Here is a 24912-nt window from a genome sequence, read left to right as displayed (position 1 = left end):
CGGCTCAGTTCAGAAAGTCCGGCGACAGCGGCGGCGCCCATTGCGCGAAGGCGTCGGGGGTGAGCGGCTCGTGGGTGGTGGGCGTGGCGTCGTTGACCAGGTCGCCGTCGGTCCAGTGCTCGATCTTGTTGCCGAAGGGGTCGCGCCAGTAGTCGAACACCTGGCTGCCCTGGATGTGCCGGCCGATGCCCCAGGCGTGCTGGCGCTCGCGGGCCGCCAGGTGCTGGTTGCCGCGCACCAGGTCGTCCCAGTCCAGCACCTCGAAGGCGCTGTGGTCGAAGTCGCGCTCCTGGCTGCCGATGTTGATCAGCGCCACGGTGTGGTGGTCGGTGTAGCGCTCGCCCAGGCCGCAATGCAGGAAGGCGGCGACCATGTTTTCCGGCGCCTGCGCGTAGTAGCTGTCGGAAATCCGCAGGCCCAGCACCTTCTGGTAGAAGTCCATCATGGCCGGGAAGTCGACGGTCTTGAGCACCACGTGGCCCAGGCGCATGACGTGCGAGGGGCCGGCCGGCACCCGCGCGGCCTGGCCCAGGCGCGGGCGCTGCTGGGCGTTGTTCAGGCGCAGCGCGGCGCGGGTGGGGGCGGCCTGGACCACTTCGCCGCCGTGCAGCAGGTCGACGCGGAAGCCGTCGGGGTCGGCGAGGGTGACGATGGAGCCGGCGCCCAGTTCGTCGTTGTCACGCACCTGGGTGCCGAACTCGGCGGCGATGCGCTGCAGGTCGGCCAGTTCCTGGGCGATGAGGCCGATGCCCAGGGCCTGTCGCGGGCCCAGCTGGGAGATGTGCAGCGGGTAGCCGCCGGTGTAGGAGCCCATGTACAGGGCGGTGTCGGTCCTGCGCTGTCGGCGCATGCCGAAGTCCTCGAGGAACGCGGCCTGGGCGTCCAGATCCGGGACCTGGTAGCGGACGTAAGCGATGTCGCGCACGCTGATCATGTCTGTGCACTCTTGTTGTCGTTCGTGAAGGAAAGGCGGCTCAGCCGAAGTCGTGCCAGCAGTGGCTGGGGTCCAGGGCATGCAACTGCTTGTAGGTGCCGGAGAAGAACAGCAGCGGGCGGCCATCGGACTCCTCGATGGCTTCGACGTCGGCCGTGTAGATCAGGTGGTCGCCGCCGGGGTGCACGGCGTTGGCGCGCACCGCCAGTTGCACCAGCGCGCCCTGCAGCAGCGGGGTGCCGCGGTGCTCGCCGAAGGCGACCTGGCAAGCCGCATCCGGGCGGCCGCCGAAGTGCCGGCTCAGCGCCTCGTGCTCCTCGCGCAGGAAGGCGATGCCGAAGCCGTCGCCGGGCTTCACGCTGCCGGCGAAGCGCGACTCCTTGCGGATCGACACCAGCACCATCGGCGGGTCCACCGAGAGCGACATGAAGGCGTTGGCGGTCATGCCCGCCGGCTGCCCCTCGTGCTGGTAGGTGATGACGGTGACGCCGGTGGCGAACTTGCCCATCACCCGGCGAAAGCGCTTGGCATCGAGTGCCGCTGTCTGCATGTCCATGGGCTTCTCCTGGCTGGCCACGGGTTCAGATGAAGGGCGTGCCCGGTTCCATGCCGCAGAGGATGCGGCCGTAGGTCTCGAAGTTGGTGGCCGGGGTGACGATGCCGTGCAGCGAGGCGATGCGCGCGTCCTGCCAGAGGCGGTTGAAGGGGTTGCCCACCGCGGCCAGGGAACCACCGGAGGCAGTCGCCAGCATGTCCACAGCTTCCCACAGCAGCTTCTCGGCGAAGCCGACGTCGCGGCGCACCCGGGCGCGGTCGAGGAACTCCATGTAGCGGCCGTCGCGGGCGCAGGCGTCCAGCGCATCGGCGTGCTTCTCCAGGATGGCGCGCGCGCCCTCCAGCTTGGCCGAGGCCTCGCCGAGCATCAGGTGGGTGACCGGCGCCTCGGCCTGCTTGGTGTACCAGCTGTACTGGATGCCGCGGCGCGGCAGGCCTTCGAGGAAGGTTTCCAGGGCGGCGACGCCCAGGCCCAGGGCCGGGAAGGCGAGGATGATCGCCAGCATCGGCATGCAGGCGACGCTGTACAGCGGCTCGTCCGCCAGGTGCCTGGACTCGTAGTCGCCGGTGATGGCCTTGCTCACCGAGGTGACCCGCGAATCCGGCACGAAGACGTCGGTCACCGAGACGCTGGAGCTGCCGCTGCCGGAAATGCCGATCACGTTCCAGTCGTCGAGGATCTTCACCTGCGAGGTGGGGACCAGCGACACGCCCTGGTCGATCACGTTGCCGGCGGCGTCGACGATGGGGATGCCCAGCAGGTCCCAGTTGGCGTGGTAGATGCCGGAGTTGAAGCCCCACAGGCCTTCCTCGATCAGGTAGCCGCCCTCGACCTTCTTCACCACCGCTTTGCGCGGCGAGAGCACGCCGACCACGCGGGCCTTGGGCCCGTCGCCGAACAGCTCCTCGGCGGCGCGCTCGCCGAAGAAGGTCGCGGCGCTCCAGGTGCTGACGTTGGTCAGGGCGGTGACCCAGGCCACCGAGGCATCGGCCTTGCCCAGCTCGGCGACGACTTCCAGGAAGGTGCGCACCGACACCGAGGGGCCGCCGTACTTGCGCGGCGTGGTCATGCTCAGCAGGCCGCCGGCCTCGAGGTCGGCGATGGTCTCGGCGGGCAGCCGGCCGAGGGCGGCGGTGTCCTTGGCGCGGGCTTTGAGGGTGGGGATCAGCGAGGCGGCGTAGGCACGCAGGTCGTCGGCGCTGCGCTCGGTTCTGGCGGGTGTTGCGGCATAGGCGATGGTGCTCATGGAAATACCTTTGTCTTGTCGATTGTTATCAAGGCTCTTCTGCGCCTCCCCCGGCTGAGCTGGGAGGGGAGGGTGGTTTGATACTAGCATCAAATTTGAAGGATATTCAAAAAATAAAATCGATGAGATGAAGGTGAGGGTTGGAGGGTGTGTGGTGGGTGGCTGGTGTGGCTTTTCGTAGGAGCTTGCTCGCGAACGGGGCTCGCCGGTGGCTTCGGTGTTTTGGATTAACTCCGCTCCCTCTCCCTAACCCTCGGCTGCGCGCCCCGCCCTGAAGGGAGAGGGGACCGTTCGGAGTGGACTGGCTTTCCCGAGTTAGCCGGCAAGCGCGGTGGTTTCCGGCTGGAACCATTCCTTCTCTCGGCACGGACTAGCCCCCTCTCCCTTCAGGGAGAGGGCTGGGGAGAGGGTGTTCTTGGTCCTGGCGCCGAAGCCCCCGGAAGCCTCGTTCGCGAGCTTGCTCGCTCCTACGAAAAGCAACTTCTGCCGCGGTGCACGAAGTCCTCGATGCCTTCCCGGGGATGTCTGCGCGCCGCTGCGGCGCCCGTGCCAGCGGCGGAAAAAAAGCAGCCACCTGGGTGGCTGCAAGGCGTTGCGTCAGGAGTTGCAGGGGCGGGCCGGGGCCCGCCCATGCCCGGGGCGGCGTGCTCAGCGCACGCCGGCATTCCTCAGCGCGGTCGGGGTGAAGTCGGCGGCCACCGCCTTCACGCCGAACTCGATGGCGTTGCGTTCCTGGTTGCGCATGCCCGAGGCGATGTAGCGGCCGTTCTGCAGGTCGTACAGGGTTTCCACCGCCAGCCACGGCACCTTCACGTCGTAGAAGGGTTCCATGTGGCCCTCGGCGACGCGCCACAGGTTGCCGCGGCCGTCGTAGTGGTCGGCCAGGGCGATCTGCCAGGAGTCCTCGTCGACGAAGTACACGCGCTTGGCGTAGATGTGCCGGGCGCTGGGCTTCAGGTTGGCCTCCACCACCCACACGCGATGCAGCTCGTAGCGGGTCAGGTCGGGGTTGAGGTGGCCGGCCTTGATCACGTCGGTGTACTGCTTGCCGGGCGCGTCGAGGGCGAAGGCGTTGTAGGGGATGTACATCTCGCGCTTGCCCAGCAGTTTCCAGGTGTAGCGGTCCTGGGCGCCGTTGTACAAGTCGAAGTTGTCGCCCACGCGCTGGCCCTCGGAGGCCGGGTAGGGGCCGTCGTAGGCCACCTGCGGGGCGCGTCGCACGCGGCGCTGGCCGGCGTTGTAGATCCACGCCTGGCGCGGCTCGGCGACCTGGTCGATGGTCTCGTGCACCAGCAGCACGTCACCGGCCAGGCGCGCCGGCGCGGTCACCGCTTCCTTGTAGTAGAAGAGCACGTTGCCGGGGTTGCCCGGGTCGAACTCCTTGAGCCGGTCGCGGTAGGTGAACTGCAGCTGGAAGAACACCGGGGTGAAGCCGCCGTCCTTGTCCGGGGTGGCCTGCACGCTCAGGCGCTTGACGCTGCCGCCGCGGTAGCGGGTGGTGTGGTTCCACATCACTTCCTGGGCGTTCTGCGGGATGGGGAAGGGATAGGCGGTGAGGAAGTCGGCCAGGCCGTTGCCGTCCTTGACCATCTTCGCGTGCAGGGCGTTGGCCTTGGCGTCGTTGTAGATGGCATCGGGCAGCGAGACGCTGCGGTGGCTCGGGTACACCGGCATGCGGTAGCTGTCCGGGTAGCGCTTGAACATCGCCAACTGGCCGGGGCTGAGCTTGTCCTTGTACTTGTCGACGTTCTTCGCGTCGATGACGAACAGCGGTTTCTCCGCCGCGTAGGGGTTGCTCAGGAAGCCCGCGCCGTCCTTGCTGCCGGCATTGGTGGGCAGCCCGCCGGTCCATTCGGGAATGCTGCCGTCGGCGTTGCCGGCGCGCTCGGCGCCCAGCGGGGTGAGGCGCTTGCCCAGCTCCGCGGCCTGTTCCGGGGAGACGGCGGCGAGGGCGCTGCCGGCCAGCAGCGAGAGGCCGAGGGTGGTGCCTTTGATCAGGTGGTTCATGAGGGGACTCCGGCTCAGAAGGACATGCCGACGCTGAAGGCGACGAAGTCGCGATCGACGTTGGTGTTGTAGCGGCCATCGAAGAAATCGGTGACCGACAGGCTGGCGCTGTAGGTGTTGCGGTAGTCGGCGTCGATGCCGAGGCTGACGGCCTTGCTGCCTTCGTTGAAGCCCGGCTCCGGCGCGTAGCCTTCGACGTCGTGGGACCAGGCGATGTTGGGCTTGAGCGTCACCGAGGGGATCAGGTTGCTGTACTCCCAGATGGCGCGCATGCGGTAGCCCCAGGAGAAGTCGGTGGTGAAGCCGTGGCTGTTGCAATTGCGCGCGGTCGCCGGGCTGTTGGAGGCCTGGCACAGGCTGTTGTCGGGGTACAGCGCGCCCTGGCCGAACACCGGGTCGCGGCCATAGCGCAGGCCGCCCTTGCCTTCGAGGTTGCCGACGTGGACCGCGCCGACCTCGCCGATCAGCGTCACCCGGTCGGCGCCCATCACCTGGTCGAAGAACTGCACGGCGGTGACCTGCGCCTGGGTCACCGGCTTGCGCTGGTAGCCCTGGATCAGTGCGTCGTCGGCCACCGGATAGGCGCCCGAGGACAGCAGCGGGGAGAGGGCGGGAATGCCGCTGGAGGCCGACACCTGGTCCACCGCGTTGAGCTGCAGCGGCATGTTCGGCCGGTAGCTGATCTCGCCGGACAGCGCCGTGCCGGTGGGCAGGGTGGTGGCGAAGCTCAGGCCGTAGAGGCGGATGTCCTCGGGGTAGGTGACCTGGTACCTGGAGGTGCCCAGGCGGTAGGCCACCGCCAGGTCGTTCAGCGCAGGGCCGAGGGCGCCGGCGCAGGCGCCGGGGTCGCCGATACCGAGGTTGCCGCACAGCTGCGGGACGAAGTTCAGGTTGTCGGCGTTGGGGCTGGAGTAGGAGTTAACGTAGGGCTGGCGGCTGTGGTAGTTGATGAAGTAGGCGCCGAACTCGGTGTCCAGGCTCGGCACCATCCAGCGCAGCGCCACGCCGAACTGGCCGCTGTCGCGCGCGTCGTCGTCGCCCAGGCGCGGCACCACGATGCCCTGGCGGCTGAGGTTGATGCCGAAGGGCGTCAGCGCCGCCATGGCCGCCGGGTTGCCGGTCAGGTTCGGGCCCACCGGCACGCCGTTGCAGCCGTCGGGGACGAAGTCGTTCTGCGAGAAGAAGGTGCCGCAGTTGTCGATCACCGTCTGCTGCCAGCCGAGCTGGTAGAAGCCCTCGGCGGACAGGTTGTCGGTGATGGCCTGGGACAGGTAGAACATGTTCACCGGGATCAGGCCTTCCTTGATCTCGGCGCCGGGGCGGCGGAACGCCGAGACGTCCACCGGGTTGATGCTGTTGATGCCGCCCTGGATGAAGGTGCTTTCGCCCCAGCTGACCACCTGCCGGCCCAGGCGCACGGTGCCGGGCAGGTCGGCGATCATGTAGTTGTGGTAGAGGAAGGCGTCGAGCAGTTGCCCGCCGGAGGACTTGGCGCCTTCCTCGCGGCCGTGGTCGTCGATGTCCCGGACGAGGCGGTGCTCGTCCTTGAGCTCGAAGTCGTACCAGTACTTGCCGCGGACGAACACGCCGCTGTCGCCGTATTTCAGTTCCAGTTCGTGCAGGCCCTTGAAGATCTTCGAGAAGGTCTCGCCCTTCTTGAAGTTCAGGCGGCCGTCGTCGGTGCCGGTGGCGAGGCCCTTGCCGCCGTTGTTCTCGCCGACCAGCCTGGAGTCGGCGCCGCGCAGGGCCCAGCTGGCGCCCAGGCTGAAGGTGCTGTCGAACTGGCCTTCGATCTCGCCGGCATTGAAGGTCACGCCGTAGGCCGGCACGGCCAGGCTGCCGGCCAGGCCGAGCGCCAGGGGCACGCAGGCGCGGTACCGGAACATGGGTTTGTGGTTCATGACTCATACCTTTTTGTTGTTGTGTGGCATGCAGTGCACTTTTTTCGGGGCAGACAGGTCCCCTGCGAGGAACGCGGCGTTCTTCGCGGCGGCGACGTGAAAGGTTCCCTTGCTCGAGAAAATCCGGAAGCGGCAGGCACTGGGCTCATCCAGGGCAATGGCTGTACCAGGCGCGCTGCGCGGCGCCATGCATAGCCTCTGCCGGAGAGGGCTTCCTATCGATTCCTATGGTGTTTTTCCGTGGTCTTGGCCCTCGCTCGGTCGGTTGCGGTCAAACTTCGCTGGCGCCTTGCTGGCGACTTGCATCAACTCCCCGGCTTTCCCGCCGGGGCGGTTGGCGAAAATTCGTCAATGCGCAAGCAAGGCGCGGTCGTTCATGGCAGGCATTCGACCTGGAAGGCGTAGCGCCCCAGCGCCGCGGCCAGGTCGTGGCGGTCCGGGCCCTGGAGCCGGGCGAGGGTGCCGCGGCGGCCGTCCTGGACGACTTCCACTTCCACCGCGTAGCCGGCCTGGGCGGCCTCCTGGCGCACCACGCGCTCGATCTCGCGGCGTTGCAGGGCGGGCTTGAACAGCTTGCCCACCGGCGTCACCGGCAGGCTGGCGAGAATCTCGATGCGCTTGGGCACCGCGGCGCGCTCGCTGACGTGGCGGGCGGCGAAGGCCAGCAGTTCCTCGCTGTCGGCCCGGGCGCCCTGCACCAGCTGCACGTAGGCCACCGGCACCTCGCCGGCATAGGCGTCCGGGCTGCCCACCGCGGCCGCCAGGGCCACCGCCGGGTGCCCCTGCAGGGCCTCCTCGATCTGCTTGGGATCGATGTTGTGGCCGCCGCGGATGATCAGTTCCTTCTTGCGCCCGGTGAGCCAGAAGTAGCCCTCGGCATCCAGGCGCCCGAGGTCGCCGCTGTTCAGCCAGCGCTGGCCGTCGATGTCCAGCCACACGCCACGGTTGTGCGCCTCGTCCAGGTAGCCGGCGAACAGGTTGGGCCCGCGCAGGACGATGGCGCCCACTTCATCCACCTCGGCGTCGCGCAGGTAGCGGCCGTCGTCGTCGAGGACCACCGCGCGCATCGGCTGGTAGGGCAGGCGCAGGCCGATGGAGCCGATGCGCCGCTCGCCGTTGGGCAGGTTGCAGGACGACACGCAGGTGCCCTCGGTCAGCCCGTAGCCTTCGAGGATGCGCACGCCGCTGACGCGCTCGAACTCGCGGAACAGCTCCACCGGCATGGGCGCGGCGCCGCACAGCGCGTAGTCCAGGCTGGAGATGTCGGCATCGCCCACCGGCTGCTGCAACAGCGTGGCGTAGACGGTGGGCACGCCGGAGAAGAAGGTGATCCGGTAGTGCTCGACGATCTGCCAGAAGCGCGCGAGCAACCCGGCGCTGCGGTAGCCCTGGGGCGTGCCGAGGATGACGTGGCCGCCCTGCAGCCAGGGGCGCAGCCCGGTCACCAGCTGGGCGTTCACGTGGAACAGCGGCAGGCCGCAGAAGTAGCGCTCGTTGGCCGGGTCGCCGGCGAGCACGGCGCCCAGCGCCCAGGCGTCGAAGACCTCGGCGCCGTGGGTGCGCACGGCGATCTTCGGCAGGCCGGTGGTGCCGCCGGTACAGAAGTACGAGGACGGGGCCGTGGCCTGGATGACGCGGCCGCTGGCCAGGCGGTCGGCCGGCTGTTCCGCCAGCAGGTCATGCAGGTCGTGGACGTTGCGGCCCTGGCGTTGCCGCTCGACATGCTCGCGCAAGGCCTGGGCGCGCTCGGCGTCCAGGTAGGGCGCGGTGCTCACCCAGACCACTTCGCGCAGCGCCGGCAGCTGGTCCAGGTGCGGGGCTAGGCGCTCCCAGGTGTCCTGCCCCGGCGTCGGTTCCAGGGTCACCAGCACCTTGGCGTTGGCCGCGCGCAGCAGGTCGGCCATCTGCGCGCCATCCAGCAGCGGGTTGATCGGCATGACGATGCCCGCCGCCTCGCCGCCCCAGGTGCAGAAATGGGTTTCCGGCAGGTTCGGCAGCACCAGCGCCACCACGTCGTCCGGGCCGACGCCCAGCGCGTGCAGGGCGTTGGCCGTGCGGGTGATGCGGGCGAACAGTTCGGCATGGCTCCAGTGCCAGGCCTGCTGGTAATGTTCGGCATCGAAGAAGAAGCTCAGCGCCGGGGCCTCCGGGCTGCGTTGCGCGCTGCGCTGCAGGGCCGCGTAGGTGTTCTGCGGCAGGTCGTGGGCGGCGAGCGGGGTGCGTTCGAGGTGTTCGATGTCGGCCAGGTTGCGCAGGATCATGCGGCGTACCCTCCGGCGGCGACGTGGCTGCCTGCAGATGCCGGCAGGCGGGAGCGAAGGGCACTGGGGCTGCACGCAAAGGCAATGCGTTGTTGGATGGGCATCGGGGCCGGCTCCATTGTTATTGTTTGGAAGCGTTAATTGAAGGTATTTCAGAAATGAAAGATTTTCAATACCTGGCCCGTCCGCTATTCTTCGTGGCAAGCAAACGGAGCATCTATGGCCATAGGCAAACGAGACAGGACACGCAGCAAACTGCTGATCGCGGCCCAGGAACTGGCCCTCGAAGGCGGGGCGGGCGCCCTGACGGTCTACAACCTGACCGAGCGGGCCGAAATGGCGCCCGGCACCTTCTACAACTACTACCGGACCCGCGAGGACGTGCTGGACGACGTCTTCGAATTGCTGGTCATGGCCGCCCGCCAGGCCGTCGTCGAGGTTACCGAAGGGATGACGGACCTGCGCGCCATAGTCGCCACCTCCGTGCGCCAGACCTTGCGCATGGCCGCGCCGGGGCACGCCGTCGGCCATCTGCTGTTCGACGCCAACCTCCCCACCCAGCACTTCATCCTGGGCGTGCGGCAGTTCTTCCGGCGCGACCTGGAGAACGGCATGGACAACGGCGCCTTTCACGTCAGCAACGAGTCCGCGGTGATCGCGATGGTTTCCGGCAGTTCCTACGGCGTGATGCAGGAGATCTACCAGGGCCGGCTGCCCATGGAGATGATCGAGGATGTCGCCGAGCTGACCCTCGGCCTGCTGGGCGTGGAAGCCTCCGTTGCCGCGGCCCAGGCCCGTCTGCCCATCGATTTCAGGGCGCCGCCGAAGCTGCCGCTGATCGCCACCGAACTGCTCCCGCCGCTGGGCGCCGCGGCGCGCTAGCGGCGGCGGGGCTGCTTCCGTCGTATTGCCCGCAGGCCCGCGGGCATCGAGAATGCAGCCTTCCGAGCCAGAGGTGAGCGGCCATGATCCTGCGCGGTATGGCACAGATGCATATCGACGACCTGCCTCCCGGGTTCCAGTCGCTGGTCCGCGGGCTGGCGGGCGGGGAGCCGTTGGGGTTCGTCTGGGTGGTGTTCTACCAGGGGCGTATTTTCGGGGCCTATCCCTGTGCGGACCAGGCGTTGCGCAAGGTGACCGAGATCGAGCATTGCATCAGCGAGGACGAGGTGCCGAGCGCGCAGGGGTGAGGGCTGGTTTTCGACATTCGCCTGATCGCGGATGAATCCGCTCCTACGTCTCCAGGGAAGCACGGCTTTTCGCAGGATGGCGTTGAGCGAAGCGATACCCATCGCCACGGCAGCATGGGTATCGCAAGCTCAACCCATCCTACAATTCCAGGCCACGCCGGACGCCCCGGCGGCGCATAACCGCGAACGGTTATGCGCCCTGCGCGTTCAGGGTTTCAGGCCACCGGGATAAGCGGATCGGCCGCCGCCAGGGCGATGCTGCGATCGGCCGCCGGTGGGTAGATCCACAGGGTGTTGATCTGCGTCTTCAGCTCCTTGGCCTGCTCGCCCAGCAGCTTGACCTGGCGGTCCCAGCCCTCGGTGTACACCGCGCCCCAGGCGCCCAGGTCCAGGCAGGTCACGTACTTGGGCTGGCGGTAGGGGGTGGGCGGCACGCCCAGCAGGTCGGCGGCGGCGTTGTTGCCGGCGTGGCGGCCCAGGGAGATGGCGTGCTGGCAGGACATCACCGCGTGGTTGCCGAGGTCGTCGGTGGCGGCGTAGGCCACGTCGCCGGCGGCGAACACCTTGGCCTGGCCGCGCACCTTGAGGTTGCCGTCCACGTGCAGGCGGCCCAGGGCGTCGCGTTCGCCGCTCAGTTGCCCGGTCAGCGGGCTGGCGCGCAGGCCGCCGGTCCAGATGACCGTGTGGCTGTCGATGCGGCGGCCGTCGGCCAGGCTCACGCCGTCGGCGTCCACTGCAGCGACGCTGGCATCGGGCACCCATTCGATGCCCAGCTTCGCGGAGGCCTCGATGATCGACGGGCGGATGCCTTCGCCCAGGGCGGCGGCCACCTGCGCGCCGCGGTCGACGACTATCACCCGGATGTCCTGCTCCGTGCCCAGCGCTTCGCGCAGGCGCGCCGGCATTTCGGTGGCGGTCTCGATGCCGGTGAAGCCGCCGCCGACCACCACCACGGTGTTGCGCGCCGGGCTGGCGGGGCGGTTGCGCAGGGCCTTGAGATGCGCTTCCAGGCGCGCCGCGGATTCGATCTGGTCGACGTCGAAGGCGTGGCTGTCCAGGCCCGGCACCGGCGGCCGGGCGAGCTGGCTGCCGGTGGCCAGCACCAGGCGGTCGTAGCCCAGCTCGCCCTGGCGGCCGGCGGCGTCGCGGTAGCCGACGCTCTGCGCCTGCTCGTCGATGCGCTCGGCGCTGCCCTGGACGAAGCGGATGCCCACCGTGTCGAACAGCGCGTCCAGCGGAGCGAACATGTGGCCCACGTCGGGTTCGTAGAAGCGCGGGCGGATGCGCAGCTCCGCCTGGGGCGCGAGGAGGCTGATCTGCACGTCGTGACGCTCGTGCCGGTCCAGCAGGCGTGCCGCGCTCAAGGCGCTCCAGAGCCCACCGAAGCCTGCGCCCACCACCAGAATCTGCTGTTTCATGATTTGCTCCCGAATATACGTAGTGATGAATGACCTTGAAGTTTCGGCTCCAAGCCCGGCGTGACTGTCGAGTCGTCCGCTGTGGAATTCATGCTATTCGGGGAAGTTGCGCCGCACACTTCTACATGGGGTTCGCGGAATAGTGCGTTGGTCTGGCGGATATATACCCAGGTATCGGAGGAACTTGCCGGGGAAGTTTCAGCGCGGCTGGCGCAGGGCGGTTTCGATGCACGCGAGCAGGCGCTCGGCGTCGAACGGCTTGGGCAGACAGGCGAGCGGGGCGGGGACCGCCTCGGGGTAGGCGGTGATGAAGATGACGGGAATGCGCAGGCCCATGGCGATGAGCCTTGCGTGCAGCTGCAGGCCGCTCATGCCGGGCATCTGCACGTCGGACACCAGGCACTGCGCCTCGCCAGGCTCTCCGGCGGCGAGGAAGTCCAGGGCGCTGGAATAATTGCGCACGCGGTAGCCGCTGGCACGCAGTAGGCTCTCCAGCGCCGCGCGCACGGAGTCATCGTCGTCGACCACGGCAATCACGGCCGTCTGGCGACTCGGGGGTTCTTGGGTCATCTGGGGTCGCTCGTGGCGGTACTTGTGGAGACTTCAAGATACGCCAGCGAACAAGGCGAAGAAGTATACCTGGGTATAGTCCGGCGAGACCTGGGTATGGGTTCTTGCAAACTTCCGTCGAGGCACTTTCCGCAACTTGGCAACTTGCCTCGATCGATGAAGGGCAAGTTCATGGATACGAAGGTAGAACTCAGGCCTCACGGGTAAATCGGCTGCGATAGTCGCGCGGGGCGATCGACAGGTGGCGCTGGAAGGTGACGCGCATCCGCTCCTCGTTGCCGAAGCCGCATTGCCGGGCGATCTGCTCGATGCTCTGCGTCGAGTGCTCCAGCAGGCGCCGGGCGGCCTCCAGGCGGAACAGCTCGATGGCCCGGGCCGGGGTGCGGCCGGTGCGCTGCTTGTAGACCCGCGAGAAGTTGCGCGGGCTCATCCGCACGCGCTCGGCCAGCTGCTCCACCGTGAGGCTGCGCTCGCCCAGGTGCTCGGCCAGCCACAGGTGCAGCTCGTCGAACAGCGGGCTGTCGGCGGCCTGGGACTGCAGCAGGGTGCTGTACTGCGCCTGGCCGCCGGGGCGCTTGAGGTATACCACCAGCTCGCGGGCCACGGCCATGGCCACCTCGCGGCCGCAGTCGGCTTCCACCAGCGCCAGGGCCAGGTCGATGCCGGCGCTCACGCCCGCCGAGGTCCAGGTTTCGCCCTGCTGGATGAAGATCGCGTCGGCGTCCACTTCCACTGCCGGGAAGCGCTGGCGCAGGGCGTCGCACAGGGCCCAGTGGGTGGCGGCGCGGCGGCCGTCGAGCAGGCCGGCGCGGGCCAGCAGGAAGGCGCCGCTGCACACCGAGGCGACGCGCCGGATGTGTGGCGCGGCGGCGCTGATCCAGCCCGCCAGCTCGGCATGGCTGTCCAGCGTGTGGCAGATGTCCGGGGCGCCGGGCACCACCAGGGTGTCGGCCGCCACGGCGTGCGGCGGCGGCAGGCGCGTGCTGTCCACCGCCAGGCCTTCCACGGTGCGCACCAGGCCGCCGGCCAGGCTCGCGGTGTGCAGGCGGTAGCCGGGCAGGCCGCGTTCGGCCAGCGCCTTGGAGGCGGCCCAGAACACCGTCTGGGCGCCGCTGAGGTCGAGCAGGCCCATGTCCGGGTAGGCCACGAACAGCACCTCGCGCGGGCCGTTGCCGGGTAACGCATTCTGGGGGTTGTCGCTTGGGGGGACGCTCATTGCCAACGCTGCCATGCCGATTCCAACCAGCAGCGAGATACCGCCTGCGGCGGCGCTTGGCAAGCCCGGCGCCGGGGCTGGCCGATAACCTGGGATTTCTGTCCTGGCGAGCGGGCGAAGTGGCGCGCTAACTTCGTCCGGATGCCGGGCGTCCCGCCGCGTTGTCGGAGGCGCCGTGGTGGACTAGTTTTTTCAGTCGTATGCCAGGCGCGGCGTCGGTCGCAGGAGAGCAAGCCGGATGAATTCGTGGTCGCAATCGGGGGCGCAGCCGGGCAGCGCCAAGCCCAGGGAACCGGTGGTCTACGTGGTCGACGACGACGAGTCGATGCGCCTGGCGCTGTCCGGGCTGCTGCGCTCCATCGGCCTGCGCGTGGAGACCTTCGAGTCCCCCGCGGACTTTCTCGCCTTCCCCCGCGACGACGCCCCCAGCTGCCTGGTGCTCGACGTGCGCCTGCGCGGCGAGAGCGGCCTGGCCTTCCAGGAACAGGTGGAGAAGCACGGCCTGCGCATGCCCATCGTGTTCATGACCGGCCACGGCGACATCGCCATGACCGTCAAGGCCATGAAGGCCGGCGCGGTCGACTTCCTCGCCAAGCCGTTCCGCGACCAGGACATGCTCGACGCCGTGGCCAACGCCCTGGCCAAGGACGCCGAGCGCCTCGCCGCCGAGCGCTCCAGCGCCGGGCTGCGCGAGGCCTATGCCGCGCTCACTCCCCGCGAACGGGAGGTGATGGGCTACGTGGTGGCCGGCCTGATGAACAAGCAGATCGCCGCCGAGCTGAACCTCAGCGAGGTGACGGTGAAGGTCCACCGCGGGCAGCTGATGCGCAAGCTGGCGGCGCGCTCGGTGGCGGACCTGGTGCGCAAGTCCGAGGCCCTGGGCATCGCGCCGCAGACGCGCCGGGCCCCCTGAGCGGGCGCGGCGTGGAGCGGGGATGAGCGATAGACGACAGGTCCTCTGGGACGACGGCGAGCGGGTGTTCAGCCGTGGCCGGCACCCGCGCCAGGAGGGGCTCGGCGTGCTGCTCGCGCGCCCGGCCGGCGAGCCGCCGCAGCCCGCCAGCGTCGAGCGCCTGGCCCACGAGTTCGGCCTGAAGGACGAACTGGACGGCGCCTGGGCGGTGCGCCCGCTGGAGCTGCTGCGCGAGGGCGGGCGCAGCCTGCTGGTGCTGGAAGACCCCGGCGGCGAGCCGCTGTCCGCGCAACTGGGCGCGCCCATGGAGACCGGCCGCTTCCTGCAGCTGGCCGTGGGCATCAGCGCGGCCCTGGGCCACCTGCACCAGCGCGGCCTGGTGCACAAGGACCTGAAGCCGCCGCACATCCTGGTCGATTGCGCCGACGGCCGCGTGCGCCTCACAGGTTTCGGCCTGGCCTCCTGGCTGCCGCGCGAACGCCAGGCGCCGGAGCCGCCGGAAACCATCGCCGGCACCCTGGCCTACATGGCGCCCGAGCAGACCGGGCGGATGAACCGCTCGATCGACTCGCGCAGCGACCTCTACGCCCTGGGCATCACCCTCTACCAGATGCTCACCGGCGACCTGCCGTTCGCCGCCAGCGAGGCCATGGAGTGGGTTCACTGCCACATCGCGCGCCAGGCGGTGCCGCCCACGGTGCGGGTGGCGAGCATCCCCGCGCCGCTGTCGCAGCTGGTCATGAAGCTGCTGGCCAAGACCGCCGAGGAGCGCTACCAGAGCGCCGCCGGGCTGGAGCACGACCTGCGCCGCTGCCTGGCGAGCTGGCAGCGCCACGGGCGCATCGACGACTTCCCGCTGGACGGGCACAGCGTGCCGGAGCGCCTGCTGATCCCCGAGAAGCTCTACGGCCGCGAACGCGAGGTCGGCACCCTGGTGGCCGCCTTCGAACGCATAGTCGCGGGCGACGCGCCGGGGCTGGTGCTGGTGTCCGGCTACTCCGGCATCGGCAAGTCCTCGGTGGTCAACGAGCTGCACAAGCTGCTGGTGCCGCCGCGCGGGCTGTTCGCCTCCGGCAAGTTCGACCAGTACAAGCGCAACATCCCGTACTCCACCCTGGTGCAGGCCTTCCAGGGCCTGGTGCGCATGCTCCTGGGCAAGAACGACCGCGAGCTGGCGCGCTGGCGCCAGGCCCTGCTGCAGGCGCTGGGCGCCAATGCGCGGGTGATGACCGAGCTGATCCCGGAGCTGAAGCTGATCATCGGCGAGCAGCCGCCGCTGCCGGCGCTGGAACCGCAGCAGGCGCAGCGCCGCTTCCTGCTGGTGCTCAAGCGCTTCATCGGCGTGTTCGCCCGGCCGGAACACCCGTTGGCGCTGTTCCTCGACGACCTGCAATGGCTGGATGCGGCCACCCTCGACCTGCTGGAAGACCTGCTGACCAGCGACGACCTGCGCCACCTGATGTTGCTCGGCGCCTACCGCAGCAACGAGGTGGACGAGGCCCACCCCCTGCGCACCACGCTGCGCAAGGTCGGCAAGGCGCAGGTGCGCATCGACGAGATCCGCCTGGCGCCGCTGGGCCGCGGCCACGTCGAGCAACTGATCGCCGAGGCCCTGCACGGCGCGCCGGCGCACATCCGCCCGCTGGCGCAGCTGGTGCACGACAAGACCGCCGGCAACCCGTTCTTCGTCATCCAGTTCCTCCAGGCCCTGGCCGAGGAGGGCCTGCTGGCCTTCGAGGCGCAGGCGCGGCAGTGGCGCTGGGACCTCGGGCGCATCCAGGCGATGGGCTACACCGACAATGTCGTCGACCTGATGCTCGACAAGCTGGCGCGGCTGCCGGCGCAGACCCAGGAGGTGCTGCAGCAGCTGGCCTGCCTGGGCAACCGCGCCGAGGCCGCGACCCTGGGCAGCGTGCTGGCGCTATCGCGCAGCCAGTTGCAGCGGGCCCTGTGGGACGCCATCCGCCAGGAACTGGTGGAGCGCGGGGAGGGCGCCTACGCCTTCGCCCACGACCGCATCCACGAGGCGGCCTACCTGCTGATCCCCCAGGCCGAGCGCGCCGCTGAGCACCTGCGGATCGGCCGCCTGCTGGCCGAGCAGACGCCGCCGCAGGCGCGCGAAGAGGCGATCTTCGAGATCGTCGGCCAGCTCAACCGCGGCGCCGCGCTGATCGCCGAGCCGGCCGAGCGCGAGCGCCTGGCCGGGTTCAACCTGCTCGCCGGGCAGCGGGCCAAGGCCTCGACCGCCTATGCCTCGGCGCTGGCCTATTTCGCCCGCGGCGTGGAGCTGCTGGACGAGGCGAGCTGGCAGGGCCGCCACGAACTGCTGTTCGCCCTGGAGTCCGGCCGCGCCGAATGCGAGTTCGCCACCGGCCAGGTGGCCCAGGCCGAGCAGCGCCTGCGGGTGCTCTCCGGGCGCGCCGCGACGACCGTGCATCGCGCCTGGGTGGCCTGCCTGCAGGTGGACGTCTACCTGATCCTCGACCGCCGCGACGACGCGGTGGCGGTCTGCCTGGATTTCCTCCGCCACGTGGGCATCGACTGGCCGGCCCACCCGGACGACGCCACGGTGCAGGCCGAGTACGAGCGCATCCGCGCGCAGCTCGGCGCGCGGCCCATCGAGTCGCTCATCGACCTGCCGCCGATGCGCGAGCCGCTCGCCCTGGCCACCATCGAGGCGCTGACCACGCTGTTCTCGCCGGCCCTGCACACCGACGGCAACCTGGCCTGCCTGACCATCTGCAAGGCCATCAACCTGAGCCTGGAACACGGCAACGGCGACGCCTCCTGCGTGGCCTACGCCAACATCCCGCGGGTCGCCGGGCGGCGCTTCGGCGACTACCAGGTCGGCTTCCAGTTCGGCCGGCTCGGTTGCGAACTCGTCGAACGCCGCCGCCTGGAACGCTACGAGGCGCGCACCTACCTGTCGTTCTCGCTGTTCGCCCAGCGCTGGGTGCAGCCGGTGCGCGCCTGCGAGGAGCAGCTGCGCCGCGTGTTCGACAGCGCCAACCGCACCGGCGACCTGCCATTCGGCGCCTTCGCCTGCAACAGCCTGGTGTCCAACCTGCTGTTCAGCGGCGAGCCGCTGCCCGAGCTGCAGGCCGAGGCGGAGCGCGGCCTGGCCTACGCCGGCAAGGTCGGCTTCGGCCTGGTGATCGACTTCCTCGACAACCAGCTCGCGCTGATCCGCACCCTGCGCGGCCTGGCGCCGCGCTTCGGCCTCCTCGACCAGGGCGATTTCCGCGAGGCGGAGACCGAGGCGCGCCTGGCCGATGCGTCGCGGGTGTACAGCTGCTGGTACTGGATCCGCAAGTTGCAGGCGCGCTACTTTGCTGGCGATTACGCCGCGGCGCTGGAGGCGTCCGCCCAGGCGCAGCCGTTGCTGTGGACTTCCCATGCGTTCATCGAGGAGGGCGAATACTGCTTCTTCGACGCGCTTGCCCGTGCCGCGCTGTGCGATGCCGACAGCCATCTGGATGCGATAGCCGCGCACCGGGACGAACTGCGGGCATGGGCCGACCTCTGCCCGGCGAACTTCAGCTGCCACGTCCTGCTGCTGGAAGCCGAACTCGCCCGCCTGCAGGGCCGCGTGGCCGATGCCGAGCTGCACTACGAGCAGGCCATCCGCGCCGCCCAGGACGACGGCTTCCTCCAGGTCGAGGCGCTGGCCAACGAACTGGCGGCCGCCTGCTACGCCGCGCGCGGGCTCGACAGGGTGGCCCGCGTCTACCTGCAGGGCGCGCATGCCTGCTACCGGCGCTGGGGCGCCGAGGGCAAGCTGCGGCAGTTGGAGGCGTGGCATCCCTTCCTCGGCGAACAGGCGCCGGCGCCGGGCCCCACGGCCACCATGGCCGCCCCGGTGGAACAGCTGGACCTGGCCACCGTGCTCAAGGTGCTGCAGACCACCTCCGGCGAAATCGTGCTGGAGCGGCTGGTGGACAGCGTCATGCGCACGGCCCTCGAACAGGCCGGCGCCGAGCGCGGCGTGCTGGTGCTCCAGGGCGCCGACGGGCCGCGCATCGTGGCGCAGGTGACGGTCGACGACGATGCGCCGCGCCTGCAACTGCGCGACGAGCCGCTGAGCGAGGCGCTGCTGCCGGAGGCGCTGCTCTACCAGGTGCTGCGCACCGGCGAGAGCCTGGCGCTGGACGACGCCCTGGCCGAGGCGGCATACGCCAGCTCGCCCTACGTGCGCAACCGCCAGGCGCGCTCCATCCTCTGCCTGCCGCTGATGAACCAGGGCCAGCTCAGCGGCGCCCTGTACCTGGAGAACAACCTGACCGCCCGCGCCTTCAGCCCGGCGCGCACCGCCGTGCTCAAGCTGGTGGCCTCGCAGGCCGCCGCTTCCCTGGAGAACGCCCGGCTGTACCGCGACCTCGCCGAGCGCGAGCGGCGCTACCGCGAGGTGCAGGGCGAACTGGCCCACGCCAACCGCGTGGCGACCATGGGCCAGCTCACCGCGTCCATCGCCCACGAGGTCAACCAGCCGATCGCCGCCACCATCACCAACGCCTACGCGGCGCAGCGCTGGCTGGGCGCGCAGCCGCCGGACCTGGGCGAGGTGGGGCAGGGGCTCGAACGCATCGTCAAGGATGCCAACCGCGCCGCGGACGTGCTCAAGCGCATCCGCGGGCTGCTGCGCAAGGCGCCGTCGCAGAAGGCCGCGCTGGACATCAACGAGGCGATCCTGGAAATGGTCGAGTTCACCCGCGGCCAGGCCGCCAAGGGTGGCGCCACGGTGCGCACGCAACTGGCCGACGGCCTGCCGCCGGTGGAGGGCGACCGGGTGGAACTGCAGCAGGTGCTGCTCAACCTGATCATCAACGCCATCGAGGCCATGGGCGAGGTCGACGACGGCGTGCGCCGGCTGGACATCGAGACGGCGCCGGACGGCGCAGGCGGCGTGCGGGTGAGCGTCAGCGACACCGGGCCGGGCTTCGCCGCGCAGGACGCCGGGCAGGTCTTCGCGCCTTTCTACACCACCAAGCCCAGCGGCCTGGGCATGGGCCTGTCGATCTGCCGTTCGATCATCGAGGCCCATGGCGGGCAGCTGCAGGCCTTGGCCAACCCGCCGCGCGGCGCGCGGGTCCGCTTCGACCTGCGGGGCTGCCCGGGCGAGGCCCTAGAGCTGCGATAGGCCGCCGTCCACGCACAGGTCGACGCCGGTGACGAAGCTGCTGTCGTCCGAGGCGAGGAACAGCGCGGCGTTCGCCAGCTCCTCGGGGCGGCCGAGCCGGCCCAGGGGAATCAGGCCCGCCACCTGCCTTTCGAACGCGGCGAACTGCTCGTCGCCGATGCCCATCTTGCCGATGATCGGCGTCAGCACCGGGCCCGGGCTCAGGCAATTGACGCGGATGTTGCGCTGCCTGAGTTCCGCCGCCCAGCTGCGCGCGAAGGAGCGGACGGCGGCCTTGGTGGCGGCGTACACCACATGGGCGTCCAGGGCCTTGAGGTGGGCGATGGACGACACCAGCACGATGGAGCCGCCGTCGCGCAGCAGCGGCAGGGCCTTCTGGATGCTGTAGAAGACGCCCTTGACGTTGATGTCGAACTGCTCGTCGAACTGCGCCTCGTCCACCTGTTCTCCCGCGGCGGGGCGGATGATGCCGGCATTGGCGACCAGCACGTCGAGCCGCCCGTACAGCTGGCCGATGCGCTGGTACAGCGCGTCGATATCGGCCAGCCGGCCGGCATCGGCGCAGATGCCCAGGGCGTTGCCGCCGATCTGCCCGACGGCCTCGTCCAGCACCTGGCGGCGCCGCCCGGTGATGACCACCGTCGCGCCCTCCCGGGCGAACCGCTGCGCGGTGGCCAGGCCGATGCCGCTGTTGCCGCCCGTCACGAGCGCGATCTTGTCGTTCAGCTTTCCCATGGTTCCTCCAACGTCGTTGCCGAGTGAGTTTGCGTGGGGGATTGCCATGCAGGATCGGCCGGCAGCGGCAGGTAGCGCCCGATCTTCTCCGCCAGCTTCGCGCGGCGATCGGCGAGCCGGGCCTGGAGCGCGTCCAGCGCCTGGAGCTTCTCCAGGTGCTGCTGCAGGCAGGCGAGGAAGCCTTCGCTGTCTTCCTCCTCCTCCAGGTGCTGCAACAGGCCGTGGATCTGCCGGGTGCTGAAGCCGCACTCGATCAGTTCGCGTATCCAGCGCACGCGCTGCACCATGGCCGGGGCGTAGTCGCGATAACCGTTTTCCAGCCGCGACGACGCGATCAGCGTCCGGGCCTCGTAATGACGAAGCGCGCGGGTGCTCGCGCCGGTACGCAGTGCCAGTTCGCCAATCCGCATGTTCACCTCCACCGGCGGAACTCTAGGGGCTTGACGCTAGTGTCAAGGTCAAGCGCCCGGGCTTGCCCGGCGCGTGACTTCGGACGGCGATTATAGGAACGCGGCCCGGCGACCAGAAATGCACCTGGGTATAGGCCCGGCATACCTGGGTATGACGGCCGGCGGGGCGCGGAAACCGGCTCGTCTATGCTGGAGTTTTCGATTGCCAGCGAGGGTGCGTCATGGGCCTGAACGAAGCGAGCCAGCGGCTGCGGCGCGAATTATTGAACATGGCCTTCCGCCATGAGGGACTGGCGACCGACCTGGGGCGGGCCGCCGAGCAACTGCCGGCGTCCCAGGCGGTGCACCTGGTGCGCATGGCGGCGTTCCTGCAGGGCGATGCCGAACGGCTGATCGCCATGGCCGAGCAGGTGCGCACGGGCGTCATCAGCGCGAGCGACCCCTGACCCCTCCAAAGCACTATTCCCTTCCTCCGGCGTGCGGGTAAGGTGGCGGCAGAACACCACTGGATTGCCCATGAACCGCAACGCCGCGCCCCCGCAGGCCCGCCAGGTCGTCCTGGCCAACGGCCTGGGGCTGACCCTGGTGCACGATCCGCAGGCCACCCGCGCCGCCGCCCTGGCGCGGGTGGCGGCCGGCAGCCATGACGAGCCGCGGGCGCACCCCGGGCTCGCGCATTTCCTCGAACACCTGCTGTTCCTCGGCGGCGCGGGCTTCGCCGCGGGCGAGCGGCTGATGCCCTGGGTGCAGGCGCGGGGCGGGCGGCTGAACGCCAGCACCCGGGCGCGCACTACCGACTACTTCTTCGAAGTGCCCGCCGCGGAGCTGGACGGCGGGCTGGCGCGCCTGCTCGACATGCTGGCCCGGCCGCGGCTGGAAGTTGCCGCGCAGCTCGGCGAGCGCGAGGTGCTGGAGGCGGAATACATCGCCCGCGCCAGCGATGCCGGCACGCTGATCGACGCGGCCCTGGCCGCCGGGGTGGCCGAGGGGCATCCGCTGCGCCGCTTCGTGGCCGGCCGGCGCGCCAGCCTGGCGGTGGAGGCGGCGGATTTCCAGGGCGCGCTGCGGGACTTCCATGGCGGCTTCTACCGGCCCGGCAATGTGCAGCTGTGGTTGCAGGGGCCGCAGTCCCTCGACGAGTTGCAGGCCCTGGCCGCCCGGCACTGCGGGGATTGGTTGGCTGGCCCAGTGCCGGTCCGCAACCTGCCGCCGGCCTTGGCGCCGCTGGCCGGCGACAGGCTGCACCTGCGCCTGCCCGGTGCGCCGCGCCTGGTGCTGGGCTTCGCCGTGGCCGAGCTGGATGCCGCCGCCGAGCAGACCTTCGATGCCCTGGCCGGCCTGCTGGGCGACGAGGCGGAGGGTGGATTGCTGGCCTGGCTGGGCGAGCGCGGGCTGTGCGATGCGGCGAGCTTGCGGGTGGTCTACCGCGCGCCGGGGCAGGCGCTGCTGGCGGCGACCTTCGAACTGGCGCAGGCGCGGGATGCCGCGCGGGTCGAGGCGGCCTTCCTCGATTGGCTGCGGGCGCTGCGCGAGAGTGGCGGCGATGCCTTGGTGACGGACGAAGCATGGCAATTGCCTCCCCTGGAGCAACTGCAGCGGCGTGCCAGGGGCCTGTCGGCGCCGGTCTCGCCGCAATGGCTGGCGGCGCTGGACGCATCATGCCTGGTCCGCCTGCTGGTCGCGGCGGATGCGCCGGGCCAGCCTACCCGCGTGGCTGGCTTCGACCTGCACCTGGGGCGCAGCCCGGTCGAGCCCGTGCCCTTCGCTCCTCAGCCCTGGCGCTTCGCGGCGCCACCGGCGGCCAGCACGGCGGCAACGGGGGCGATCCATTTGCGTTGGCGCTTCCCGAGCGCGCCGGCCCATAGCCACTTCCTCGCCTTGCGCCACGGCCTGCGCCCGCTGGCCGGGCTGGCGCGGCGCAATGGCGTGAGCCTGCGCCTGGACGAGGAGGGCGCCGACTGGACCCTGGGCCTGCAAGGCCCGGCCGACCGCCTGGAAAGCTGCCTGGACGGCGCCCTGGCGCTGCTGGCCGAGCCCCCCGCGGCAGTGCTGGCCCAGGGGGAGCGCCTGCTGTTGCGCGAGCGGCAGCAGAAGGCCGCCGAACTGCCGATCCGCCGCCTGCTCGATGCCTTGCCGGTCCATTTGGCGGGGGAGGGTGCGGCTTTGCCGGACTGGTCCTCGGCGCGCTGGGACATGCTGGTGCGTAACGCCGAGCCGCCGCTGGCGAGCCAGGTGCCCGGCCGGTTGGCGACGGAGCCGCTGTTGCCGCCGGCACGGGTTCCGGGCCGCCATCGCTGCGACATGGCGGGCGAAGGCGAGTCGGCGCTGCTGCTGTTCTACCCGCTGCCAGGGCGGGATGCGCCGCAAGAGGCCGCCTGGCGCCTGCTGGCGCGCGAGCTGGAGGGCGGCTTCTACCAGCGCCTGCGCGTCGAGCTGAACCTGGGTTACGCACTGTTCTGCGGCTTCCGCCAGGTCGCCGGCTGGCGCGGGCTGCTGTTCGCCGTGCAGTCGCCGCACGCGCAGCCGGACGCGCTGTTCGGCCACCTGCGCACCTTCCTGGAAGACGCCGCCATCTCCCTGGGCGAACTGCCCGAGGACCGCCAGCGCGACCTCGCCCATAGCCTGGCGAACGAGCCGGCCAACGAGAACGCGGCCTGGCGCGACCAACTCGCCGGTGTGGATGCCGGCCACGCGCAACGCGTGGCCGAGGCCGCCCGCCACACCACCCGTGCCGACCTCCTGGCCGCTCACGCCGCATTGCTGGACGAACAGGGCGGCTGCTGGCTGCTGACCCACCGCGCCTGATCTCTTTCTACACCTCCTTCCGCTACTGCCAGGGCCTACCGCTCCGGGTACGTACGCCTGCGACTTTGGTCCTGCGCCGCAAGGCCCGCTGCCAAGGTGCCGCTACCCCCGCGACCAAGGCGCCGGGCCTTGTGGTGGCCTGGTGCCATGGCCTTGCGCAGCGCTCCGGCAAGCCCCACGCAAGCAGCGCCGAAGCGCGCCCAAAGCAGCGTATGGCGCCGCGCGGGGCGTTTCGATAATCGCCTCCGCCACGACCCCGAACGGTCATCCATCCCCTGCGGAGCGCGTCATGAACAAGAACAACACCGCCATTCGCCGTTTCCTGCCCCTGGCCCTGGCCTCGCTGGGCAGCCTGGGCTGCCTGCCGGCCGTCGCCGACATCAAGCTGTACGACAAGGACGACACCACCTTCTCCACCGACGGCTACTTCAACGCCTTCTACGTCAACAGCGACGTGGACCGCGAGGGCGACACCTACGACCGCCGCCAGTCGCGGGTGAAGATGGGCTTTTTGCCCAACTACATCGGCTTCAACTTCGGCAAGAAGATCGACGGCCTGACCCTCACCGGGCGTTCCTCGTTCTGGGTGACCATCAACGACAGCGAGCAGGACGGCACCGACACCGCCATCGACGTGCGGCAGTTCTACGGCAACGTGGCCGGCGACTGGGGCGAGGTGCTGATCGGAAAGGACTTCGGCCTGTTCTCGCGCTCGAACATCTTCCTCGACGAACTGCTGGCCGGCTTCGGCAACACCAGCGACACCCTCGGCCTGGTGGACGGCAAGGGCGTGTCCTTCGGCAACATCGGCACCGGCTACCCGTACCCGTTCCCCACCTCGCAGATCACCTACCGCAACAACAACCTGGTGGACGGCCTGCGCGTGGCGGTGGGCATCATGGACCCGATCGACACCAACCAGATCGACAAGGACGCCAGCGACGGCCTGGACGACAAGGCCTACCAGGACAACCCGCGCTACGAGAGCGAGATCAGCTACCAGTTCGACCTGGGCGGCGCGCAGATCTACAGCTGGGTCAACGGCGCCTACCAGACCTCGAAGAACACTAACGACCAGGTCGACGACGTCACCTCCAAGGGCCTGGGCTACGGCATCCAGGCCAAGTTCGGCGGCGTGTCGCTGACCGGCTCGGGCTTCACCGCCAAGGGCATCAACCCCTTCTTCACCAACAACGCCGGCGAAGCCGCGCTGCGCGAGGTGGACAGCCGCGGCATGCTGCTGCAGGGCTCCTACACCTGGGGCAAGAACCGCCTGGCGCTGTCCTACGGCAAGACCGAGGACGACGGCAACGGCCTGGGCAGCGCGGCGGACTACTCCACCCGCGGCATCGCCTACTTCCGCACCATCAACGACAACCTCAAGCTGGTGGCCGAGTACAACCAGTACGAGATCGACGGCCGCAAGGGCTCGCTGGTGAGCGAAGACACCGACACCTTTGCGGTTGGCGCGGTATTGAACTGGTAATAATCCTCAGAGCTCCTTTGGCAGTAATTGGGCGGGGCGGCGGTGGCGTCGGTCCGCCGTTTTTTTGTGGGGGGATGGTGTTCTGTCGGGAGGGTTGGTGAGGCTCTGGAGAGCGCCCTCTCCCCAG

The 24912-nt window shown here is 69.7% G+C and carries 19 protein-coding genes; 7 read left to right on the top strand and 12 right to left on the bottom strand.

Translation table 11 applies throughout. The features are described 5' to 3' along the window. Positions 1 to 4 precede the first annotated feature (4 nt). From FG99_RS19775 to FG99_RS19750, 7 genes are all read right to left on the bottom strand, one after another. Positions 5 to 934, bottom strand: coding sequence for a VOC family protein (locus FG99_RS19775; protein WP_043271995.1), 930 nt, complete (start codon positions 932 to 934; stop codon positions 5 to 7). 40 nt (positions 935 to 974) lie between these two features. Continuing rightward, entirely contained in the window at positions 975 to 1490 is a 516-nt protein-coding gene (locus FG99_RS19770) for a flavin reductase family protein (protein ID WP_043271993.1), read from the bottom strand. A 25-nt stretch (positions 1491 to 1515) separates the two neighbouring features. Beyond that, a complete protein-coding gene (locus tag FG99_RS19765) occupies positions 1516 to 2736 on the bottom strand; it encodes an acyl-CoA dehydrogenase family protein (RefSeq protein WP_043271991.1) in 1221 nt (406 codons plus the stop codon). A gap of 648 nt (positions 2737 to 3384) precedes the next feature. Continuing rightward, positions 3385 to 4743, bottom strand: a complete 1359-nt coding sequence (locus FG99_RS19760) for a DUF1329 domain-containing protein (RefSeq protein WP_043271989.1) — start codon at positions 4741 to 4743, stop codon at positions 3385 to 3387. Positions 4744 to 4757: 14 nt separating this feature from the next. Further along, complete coding sequence (locus FG99_RS19755) at positions 4758 to 6644, bottom strand: DUF1302 domain-containing protein (RefSeq protein WP_043271987.1); 1887 nt, start codon at positions 6642 to 6644, stop codon at positions 4758 to 4760. Positions 6645 to 6647: 3 nt separating this feature from the next. Next, positions 6648 to 6833 carry a hypothetical protein gene (locus tag FG99_RS32175; protein WP_134163419.1) on the bottom strand — a complete coding sequence of 62 codons (186 nt, stop codon included), beginning with the start codon at positions 6831 to 6833 and terminating at the stop codon, positions 6648 to 6650. 185 nt (positions 6834 to 7018) lie between these two features. Continuing rightward, complete coding sequence (locus FG99_RS19750; RefSeq protein WP_043271985.1) at positions 7019 to 8905, bottom strand: acyl-CoA synthetase; 1887 nt, start codon at positions 8903 to 8905, stop codon at positions 7019 to 7021. Positions 8906 to 9124: 219 nt separating this feature from the next. Here FG99_RS19750 and FG99_RS19745 point away from each other — a divergent pair, with 219 nt between their 5' ends. Beyond that, the gene (locus FG99_RS19745; protein WP_043271983.1) at positions 9125 to 9787 is read left to right on the top strand and encodes a TetR/AcrR family transcriptional regulator; all 663 of its coding nucleotides are present in this window, start codon (positions 9125 to 9127) and stop codon (positions 9785 to 9787) included. 83 nt (positions 9788 to 9870) lie between these two features. After that, positions 9871 to 10095 (top strand): hypothetical protein, encoded by a 225-nt coding sequence (locus FG99_RS19740; RefSeq protein ID WP_043271981.1) that lies wholly within the window; start codon positions 9871 to 9873, stop codon positions 10093 to 10095. 215 nt (positions 10096 to 10310) lie between these two features. On the opposite strand, the gene FG99_RS19735 is transcribed toward FG99_RS19740, so the two are convergent. The 3 genes from FG99_RS19735 to FG99_RS19725 form a co-directional block, all read right to left on the bottom strand. After that, on the bottom strand, positions 10311 to 11513 hold the full coding sequence (locus FG99_RS19735; protein ID WP_043271979.1) for an NAD(P)/FAD-dependent oxidoreductase: 1203 nt from the start codon (positions 11511 to 11513) through the stop codon (positions 10311 to 10313). Positions 11514 to 11711: 198 nt separating this feature from the next. Next, entirely contained in the window at positions 11712 to 12083 is a 372-nt protein-coding gene (locus FG99_RS19730; RefSeq protein ID WP_043271978.1) for a response regulator transcription factor, read from the bottom strand. 190 nt (positions 12084 to 12273) lie between these two features. After that, the gene (locus FG99_RS19725; RefSeq protein ID WP_051879081.1) at positions 12274 to 13299 is read right to left on the bottom strand and encodes a GlxA family transcriptional regulator; all 1026 of its coding nucleotides are present in this window, start codon (positions 13297 to 13299) and stop codon (positions 12274 to 12276) included. Between the two features lie 238 nt (positions 13300 to 13537). On the opposite strand from FG99_RS19725, the gene FG99_RS19720 reads away from it, so the two are divergent. Beyond that, a complete protein-coding gene (locus FG99_RS19720) occupies positions 13538 to 14212 on the top strand; it encodes a response regulator transcription factor (protein WP_043271974.1) in 675 nt (224 codons plus the stop codon). Positions 14213 to 14234: 22 nt separating this feature from the next. Next, positions 14235 to 19349 (top strand): trifunctional serine/threonine-protein kinase/ATP-binding protein/sensor histidine kinase, encoded by a 5115-nt coding sequence (locus FG99_RS19715; protein WP_043271973.1) that lies wholly within the window; start codon positions 14235 to 14237, stop codon positions 19347 to 19349. Here the strand turns inward: FG99_RS19715 and FG99_RS19710 are convergent. Beyond that, positions 19335 to 20084 (bottom strand): SDR family NAD(P)-dependent oxidoreductase, encoded by a 750-nt coding sequence (locus tag FG99_RS19710; RefSeq protein WP_043271971.1) that lies wholly within the window; start codon positions 20082 to 20084, stop codon positions 19335 to 19337. The genes FG99_RS19715 and FG99_RS19710 overlap by 15 nt on opposite strands. Then, positions 20072 to 20494, bottom strand: a complete 423-nt coding sequence (locus tag FG99_RS19705) for a MerR family transcriptional regulator (RefSeq protein WP_043272237.1) — start codon at positions 20492 to 20494, stop codon at positions 20072 to 20074. Before FG99_RS19705 ends, FG99_RS19710 begins: the two co-directional genes overlap by 13 nt. Before the next feature lie 221 nt (positions 20495 to 20715). On the opposite strand from FG99_RS19705, the gene FG99_RS19700 reads away from it, so the two are divergent. From FG99_RS19700 to FG99_RS19690, 3 genes are all read left to right on the top strand, one after another. After that, the gene (locus FG99_RS19700) at positions 20716 to 20940 is read left to right on the top strand and encodes a hypothetical protein (RefSeq protein ID WP_009622991.1); all 225 of its coding nucleotides are present in this window, start codon (positions 20716 to 20718) and stop codon (positions 20938 to 20940) included. Between the two features lie 70 nt (positions 20941 to 21010). Then, a complete protein-coding gene (gene pqqF, locus FG99_RS19695; protein WP_043271969.1) occupies positions 21011 to 23299 on the top strand; it encodes a pyrroloquinoline quinone biosynthesis protein PqqF in 2289 nt (762 codons plus the stop codon). Between the two features lie 289 nt (positions 23300 to 23588). After that, the gene (locus FG99_RS19690; protein ID WP_043271967.1) at positions 23589 to 24785 is read left to right on the top strand and encodes a porin; all 1197 of its coding nucleotides are present in this window, start codon (positions 23589 to 23591) and stop codon (positions 24783 to 24785) included. The last annotated feature ends 127 nt before the right edge of the window (positions 24786 to 24912 follow it).

Source organism: Pseudomonas sp. AAC (assembly GCF_000725445.1).
Lineage (GTDB): Bacteria > Pseudomonadota > Gammaproteobacteria > Pseudomonadales > Pseudomonadaceae > Pseudomonas > Pseudomonas citronellolis.
The sequence above is the reverse complement of the archived record's forward strand: the minus strand, read 5'-3'. Positions and strand labels throughout refer to the sequence as shown.

What these genes read in the sequence shown, in the direction of transcription:
- FG99_RS19775 (WP_043271995.1), bottom strand. Translation starts at nt 934, where the DNA reads ATGATCAGCGTGCGCGACATCGCTTACGTCCGCTACCAGGTCCCGGAT.
- FG99_RS19770 (WP_043271993.1), bottom strand. Translation starts at nt 1,490, where the DNA reads ATGGACATGCAGACAGCGGCACTCGATGCCAAGCGCTTTCGCCGGGTG.
- FG99_RS19765 (WP_043271991.1), bottom strand. Translation starts at nt 2,736, where the DNA reads ATGAGCACCATCGCCTATGCCGCAACACCCGCCAGAACCGAGCGCAGC.
- FG99_RS19760 (WP_043271989.1), bottom strand. Translation starts at nt 4,743, where the DNA reads ATGAACCACCTGATCAAAGGCACCACCCTCGGCCTCTCGCTGCTGGCC.
- FG99_RS19755 (WP_043271987.1), bottom strand. Translation starts at nt 6,644, where the DNA reads ATGAACCACAAACCCATGTTCCGGTACCGCGCCTGCGTGCCCCTGGCG.
- FG99_RS32175 (WP_134163419.1), bottom strand. Translation starts at nt 6,833, where the DNA reads ATGGCGCCGCGCAGCGCGCCTGGTACAGCCATTGCCCTGGATGAGCCC.
- FG99_RS19750 (WP_043271985.1), bottom strand. Translation starts at nt 8,905, where the DNA reads ATGATCCTGCGCAACCTGGCCGACATCGAACACCTCGAACGCACCCCG.
- FG99_RS19745 (WP_043271983.1), top strand. Translation starts at nt 9,125, where the DNA reads ATGGCCATAGGCAAACGAGACAGGACACGCAGCAAACTGCTGATCGCG.
- FG99_RS19740 (WP_043271981.1), top strand. Translation starts at nt 9,871, where the DNA reads ATGATCCTGCGCGGTATGGCACAGATGCATATCGACGACCTGCCTCCC.
- FG99_RS19735 (WP_043271979.1), bottom strand. Translation starts at nt 11,513, where the DNA reads ATGAAACAGCAGATTCTGGTGGTGGGCGCAGGCTTCGGTGGGCTCTGG.
- FG99_RS19730 (WP_043271978.1), bottom strand. Translation starts at nt 12,083, where the DNA reads ATGACCCAAGAACCCCCGAGTCGCCAGACGGCCGTGATTGCCGTGGTC.
- FG99_RS19725 (WP_051879081.1), bottom strand. Translation starts at nt 13,299, where the DNA reads ATGAGCGTCCCCCCAAGCGACAACCCCCAGAATGCGTTACCCGGCAAC.
- FG99_RS19720 (WP_043271974.1), top strand. Translation starts at nt 13,538, where the DNA reads ATGAATTCGTGGTCGCAATCGGGGGCGCAGCCGGGCAGCGCCAAGCCC.
- FG99_RS19715 (WP_043271973.1), top strand. Translation starts at nt 14,235, where the DNA reads ATGAGCGATAGACGACAGGTCCTCTGGGACGACGGCGAGCGGGTGTTC.
- FG99_RS19710 (WP_043271971.1), bottom strand. Translation starts at nt 20,084, where the DNA reads ATGGGAAAGCTGAACGACAAGATCGCGCTCGTGACGGGCGGCAACAGC.
- FG99_RS19705 (WP_043272237.1), bottom strand. Translation starts at nt 20,494, where the DNA reads ATGCGGATTGGCGAACTGGCACTGCGTACCGGCGCGAGCACCCGCGCG.
- FG99_RS19700 (WP_009622991.1), top strand. Translation starts at nt 20,716, where the DNA reads ATGGGCCTGAACGAAGCGAGCCAGCGGCTGCGGCGCGAATTATTGAAC.
- pqqF (WP_043271969.1), top strand. Translation starts at nt 21,011, where the DNA reads ATGAACCGCAACGCCGCGCCCCCGCAGGCCCGCCAGGTCGTCCTGGCC.
- FG99_RS19690 (WP_043271967.1), top strand. Translation starts at nt 23,589, where the DNA reads ATGAACAAGAACAACACCGCCATTCGCCGTTTCCTGCCCCTGGCCCTG.